The organism is Inquilinus sp. (genome assembly GCF_057815775.1).
In genome coordinates this window covers 1-5,137 of the sequence record NZ_JBYRFX010001016.1, presented here as the reverse complement: position 1 = coordinate 5,137, position 5,137 = coordinate 1, and the positions used below count along the sequence as shown (strand labels likewise).

The 5,137-nt window shown below is 67.8% G+C and carries 5 protein-coding genes; 1 reads left to right on the top strand and 4 read right to left on the bottom strand.

Annotated features, from left to right (window positions below):
• The 4 genes from AC3XYG_RS36300 to AC3XYG_RS36285 all read right to left on the bottom strand — a co-directional run.
• A partial coding sequence (locus AC3XYG_RS36300; RefSeq protein WP_489144766.1) for an ABC transporter permease occupies positions 1-1,116 on the bottom strand: 1,116 nt, incomplete at its 3' end.
• 171 nt (positions 1,117-1,287) lie between these two features.
• Positions 1,288-2,277: an ABC transporter substrate-binding protein gene (locus AC3XYG_RS36295; RefSeq protein WP_489144765.1), complete on the bottom strand. Its 990-nt coding sequence runs from the start codon at positions 2,275-2,277 to the stop codon at positions 1,288-1,290.
• A gap of 20 nt (positions 2,278-2,297) precedes the next feature.
• On the bottom strand, positions 2,298-2,879 hold the full coding sequence (locus AC3XYG_RS36290; RefSeq protein ID WP_489144764.1) for a histidine phosphatase family protein: 582 nt from the start codon (positions 2,877-2,879) through the stop codon (positions 2,298-2,300).
• Between the two features lie 3 nt (positions 2,880-2,882).
• Positions 2,883-3,980, bottom strand: coding sequence for an MBL fold metallo-hydrolase (locus AC3XYG_RS36285; protein ID WP_489144763.1), 1,098 nt, complete (start codon positions 3,978-3,980; stop codon positions 2,883-2,885).
• A gap of 265 nt (positions 3,981-4,245) precedes the next feature.
• Here AC3XYG_RS36285 and AC3XYG_RS36280 point away from each other — a divergent pair, with 265 nt between their 5' ends.
• The gene (locus AC3XYG_RS36280) at positions 4,246-4,719 is read left to right on the top strand and encodes a hypothetical protein (protein WP_489144762.1); all 474 of its coding nucleotides are present in this window, start codon (positions 4,246-4,248) and stop codon (positions 4,717-4,719) included.
• The last annotated feature ends 418 nt before the right edge of the window (positions 4,720-5,137 follow it).

Sequence of the window (5,137 nt, the reverse complement as noted above, 5' to 3'; positions counted from 1 at the left end):
GGTGGCGTCCGCCGCCGACCCGGCCAGGGTGGCGCGGTTCAGGCCGGCGCGCTGGGTCGCGTCGTGCTGGAACAGGATATAGGCGAACTGGTCGAGGCTGATGGTGGCGAAGGTCAAATCCACGCCCAGCGCCGGCACCAGGGCGGAGGCCAGCAGCGCCAGCAGCGGCGCCAGCGACAGCACCGCCAGCACCAGCCACAGCGCTGCCTCGACCCAGGGCCGGGCCCGGCCGAGCGGCAGCACCGGGCCGGTCGGGCCGGTGCGCACCAAGACCGGCGCCCGCGCCGCCGCCCAACGCTGCAGCCCGAGGCCGAGCGCCGCCAGGATGGCCAGCACCAAAGCCAGCGCCGCGACCTCGCCCAGCACCGAGGGGCCGACGCCGCTGAGCCGCTGGTAGATCAGCGTGGTCAGCACGCTGTAGCGGCCGGGGATGCCGAGCAAAGCGGGCACGCCGAAATTGCCGATCGCCGAGACGAAGGCCAGGGCGGCGCCGGCCAGGAAGGCCGGGCGCAGCAGCGGCAGCAGGATGCCGATCAGGATGCGCGGGCCGCGGGCGCCAGCGGCCCGCGCCGCCTCGACCAGGTCGCAGGGCAGGCTTCGAATGGCCGCGGTGACGGCGAGGAAGACCAGGGCCGCATGCTCCAGCCCCATGATCCAGATCACGCCGCCGCCGGAAGAGAGCGGATGGTTCGACCACGGGCCGGTGACGGCGTCGAGCCCGGCGCGGGCCGGGGTGCCGGCATCGAGCAGCCGGATCCAGGCCAGGGCGGCGATCTGCGGCGGGATCAGCATCGGCAACAGGCACAGGAGAGCCATCGGCCCGCGGCGGCGCACATCGGTCAGTCCGATCGCCAGCGCCAGGCCGCCGCCGACCAGCACCGACACGACGGTGGAGCCGAGGCCGGCGACCAGGGTGTTCTGCAGCGCCCGCAGCGTCGCCCGGCCGCCGAGCATGGCCAGCGCCGCCTCCGGCTGAGCCAGACCTTCGGCGAACAGGCGCAGCAGCGGCAAGGCGCAGAACAGCAGCACATAGGCGCCGGCCACGGCCGCCAGGGCCGGGTCGCCCCAGTGGCGGGGGCGGAACGCGATGGAAGTCGTTGCCAGGGAATCGGTCACGGGCGCGCTGGAACTGCGATCGACGATCTCGGAGCCTCCGCGTTTAACCCCTTACGCCGCCCCTGTCTCTCATCTGTCATGCCCGGACTTGATCCGGGCATCCAGAGACTGTCGACAGCTTCTGGATTGCCGGGTCAAGCCCGGCAATGACAGCCGTGGGGAGAGCCGCCCTCACCCCCCGAAGGCGTCGGAGAATTTGCGCTTGTTGTCGGCCACGCCCTTGGACAGCACCTCGTTCGACACCGGCATCAGCTTGAGCGCCGACGCCGCCGGGCGGCCCGGCGGCAGGGCGACGCCGGGCTTGCCGGGGATGTAGCCCTGCTTGGCCATGTAGGCCTGGCCGTCATCCGACAGCAGCCAGTTGATGAAGGTCTTGGCGTCGGCCACGTCGTCCGCCGTCTTCAGGATCGCCACCGGCTCGGTCACCACGGACACGCCGTCGGCGGGATAGACGAAATCGACCGGCGAGCCCTTGGCCTTGGCGTTCAGCGCCATGAAGTCGACGATGATGCCGTACGACTTCTGGCCGGTGGCGACCGCGTCCATGACCGTGCCGTTGCCCTGGCCGGCCACGGCGCCGTTGGTCGCCAGCTTGTCGAGATAGTCCCAGCCCAGGCCGGACTGCGCCGCCACGGTGCCGATGTGGATCACGGCCGCGCCGGAATAGAGCGGGCTGGCCATGATCACCTGGTCCTTGGCGGCGGCGCCCAGCAGGTCGTTCCAGGAGGTCGGCGCCGGCACGCCCGACTTGGTGTTCCAGGCGATGCCGGTCGGGATCAGCTTGGTGCCGAAGAACATCTTGTCCGGGTCGGCGAAGCCGTCCGGGAAGCCGGCCAGCGGCGCGTCGGTGTAGGCCAGCAGCCGGTTGTCATCCTTGAGCTGCTGCATCGCCACCGCATCGGCGATGAACACGACGTCCGGCTGCGGCGCGCCGGCGGCGAATTCGGCCTGCAGCTTGTTCAGCACCTCGGTGGTGCCGGAGCGGAAGAATTCGACCTTCACCTCCGGATGCGCCTTGTTGAATTCGGCGACCAGCGCGGTCATCGCCTCGTTCGGGGTCGAGGTGTAGATCATCAGCGACCCCGGCGCGGCCAGCGCCGCGGTCGAGGCTGCGGCCAGAGTGGCGGACAGGGCGGCGGCGAGGAGCAGGCGGGGGCGCATGTGCATCGATCCCAAGGATTTTAGACAATGGGTGGGGTGCTAGCAGGTTCCGGTTGCAGTTTCGTGACTGGTTCCGCCGCCCAGGGCAAGCCAGTTGCATCGGGCGGTGAGAATCTGACCGGCAGGCCGTTGCCGACGCCCTTCGCCTCGAAGGCCAGGCCGAGCCCATCGCGCAGCACCCGCATGATGCCGGAATGGGCGACGACCAGCAGCGGCGCCGGTCCGTCGGCCAGGATCGGCGCCAGGGCGACCCAGGCCCGGTCGCGGAACATCTCCCAGCTCTCGCCACCCTCCGGGATCATGAAATAATCCGGCCGGTCGGCGACCAGGCGCCCTTCCCAGGCCCCCCAATCGCGTTCGACCAGCCCGGCATCTGTCGTCACCGGCAGGTCGAGCGCTTCGGCCACGATCTCCGCCGTCCGCAGCGCCCGGCGCAGCGGGCTGGCAATAATGCGGCGGATGCCGGCACCGGCCAGCAGGATCGCCGCCTCCCGCGCCTGAGCCTCGCCGAGATCGGTCAGCGGGGCATCGGTGCTGCCGGCGATCACATGGTCGCGATTGGCGGTGCTCTGACCGTGGCGCAGGAAGAAGAAGGGCTGCATCGGTCAGATCTCCACGGTCTCGTCGAGGGCGATGCGGGCGGGGTCGAAGGCCTTGGCCCAGGCATCGCGGTACTTGGCGTCGCCGAAGGCCGGGATCACGACCGCCGAGCCGACCGACCGCGCCAGCTCGGCGTTCTGCGACAGGCGCGGATGCACCGGCCAGCGCAGCGCGATCGCCCGGCCGGACTCCACCGCCTGCCGCGCCGGGGTGCCGGCGGCGACATAGCCGGTGGCGACGACAGGGCCATCCGCAGCACCCCAGCCTTCGAGCAGCAGCTTGGCGGCACCGCCGGTGGCGTTCGGCTTGGCGGCGATGATCGGCCGTGCCGGCGGCGGCTCGACATCCCCGAGCGGTTCGATCCGGCGGCGCAGCGATTCGAGCATCGAGGCGGCGCCGGGCCGCAGCCAGGCCGGGTCGGCGATCAGCCGGTCGATCATGTCGCGATTGGCGTCGCAAACCGCCGGCCGCTGCTCATGCGCCATCGCCGCGGCCAGCGCGATTTCCGGCCCGCGCCCGCCGGCCGGGGCCAGCAGCAGCGACCGCTTGGCGGCGAAGACCGGGGCGAAGGCGGCCAGCCGGTCCTCGTGCCGCGTGTCGTCGTCGCCATAGGAGGCGTCGAGGATGGCGACCCGCGCCGCCGGCGGGCTGCGGTCGACAGCGAAGACCACGGAATCGAAGCCCATGTCGCCGGCATAGAACAGCCCGGCGCCAATCGCGAGATGCAGCCACACCCCGCCGGGCGCATGGCCGGACCGGCCGCAGGTGACGACCAGCCCGTCCGGCAAGGTGTTGCGGCCGAGGGCGAGCGGCCGGCGGTCGATGGCCAGGTCCCGCGGCAATGATTCCAGCACCGGCGGGGTGGCGTAGACCGGCAGAAGGCCGAACCGCTCCACCGCCTCGGGCAACGCGTCGACATGGTCGGGGTGGGCATGGCTGAGCAGGACGGCATCGATCCGGCCGAGCCCGGACAGGTCCGGCCGCATGCCCTCATCCGGCCCGGCGCCGCAGTCGAGCAGCAGGCGCCGCCCGCCCGCCTCGACCAGGAAACAGGCGGGGCCCTTGCCCCCGACGCCTGAGATCGCCCGCACGCTCGCCGCCATCTGATCCTCCGGACCGCCCGATCCTGCCTAGCCGGGAACCGCGATGCGCGCCACCCCGGCGCACGCATTCCTGTTGGTCATGCGGCGATCCAGCCGTGCGACAATCCTGCTGGACTGCTCTATGTACGAAATCCGTCGGGAGAAGGTCACTGCTCGAACTGATGAACGCCACGGCACTGCAAGGCAAATCACCCTTTCCCACGGCTGGCGTTGTCGCTCGATATGAACGGCAGATGTCCCCATCGCTTCTGCCGTCGGGATGACCATGCGGCTCCCGCGCAAGATCTCCAGGGTTTCCGCCAAATCCAAGGCCCGCCTGGCCGCCATGAAGGCCTGGCTTCGGCGGACATGCGGCTGCCACTTTCCGACACGGGAACGCCCCGAGGGCAATTCCTCGGCATTTGAAAATTTCCAAAACAAAAAGACAGAACTGATCGAATGGCCCAGCGGTGTTGTTGTGGACCAAAATTTTGCAATCAGCAGAGAACAATTCGAAGATGAGCGATATTGGCTAGATGTAAATCCAGATGACGGCACGGTAACGTGGTATTTTGTCAAAGGCCTTAAGAAGCAGCTTTTGGGCTGGCCGAGCGGTAAAATCCTGGATTCGGATTTTCAAATTACCCAGGAGCAGCTTGCGGGTGCAAAATATTGGCTGGATATAGATCAGGATACCGGGATCGAAACTTGGTATTATATAGAAGAAGACTTGGATGATTTATTTGCAAGAGCGACTTAGAGGCATCCGAACCGTCGAGCATGCGAAAAATCCCACCCGAGACCAGTCTGGAGATCGTCATGTTCCGGAAGGATTCCGGAGAGCAACTGATCCGCTCACGGTCGTCAGATCTCAATAAGCGTAAAATTTTATCTGATTTTTGGTTGCAGTTGTCTGCGGACATTCCTGCAAATTAACGTTATCTTAAGCTTCTGATTTGCAGAACTTTATTGCACACACGATGTATTGAGCGACATCAAGCTTCACCGGACACTGTTTTTCGAATCTGGCACAGCTTGATCCCACCGCATCGCGGGTCGGTCTCAACGTCCAATAGGGGCGGACGCCATGACGCTCAGACTCTGCATCGCCGCGTGCCTGTTGCTGTCGGCCTGTGGCAACGGTCCCGGCAGCAATGCGCCGCTGGTCGGCGAAGGAC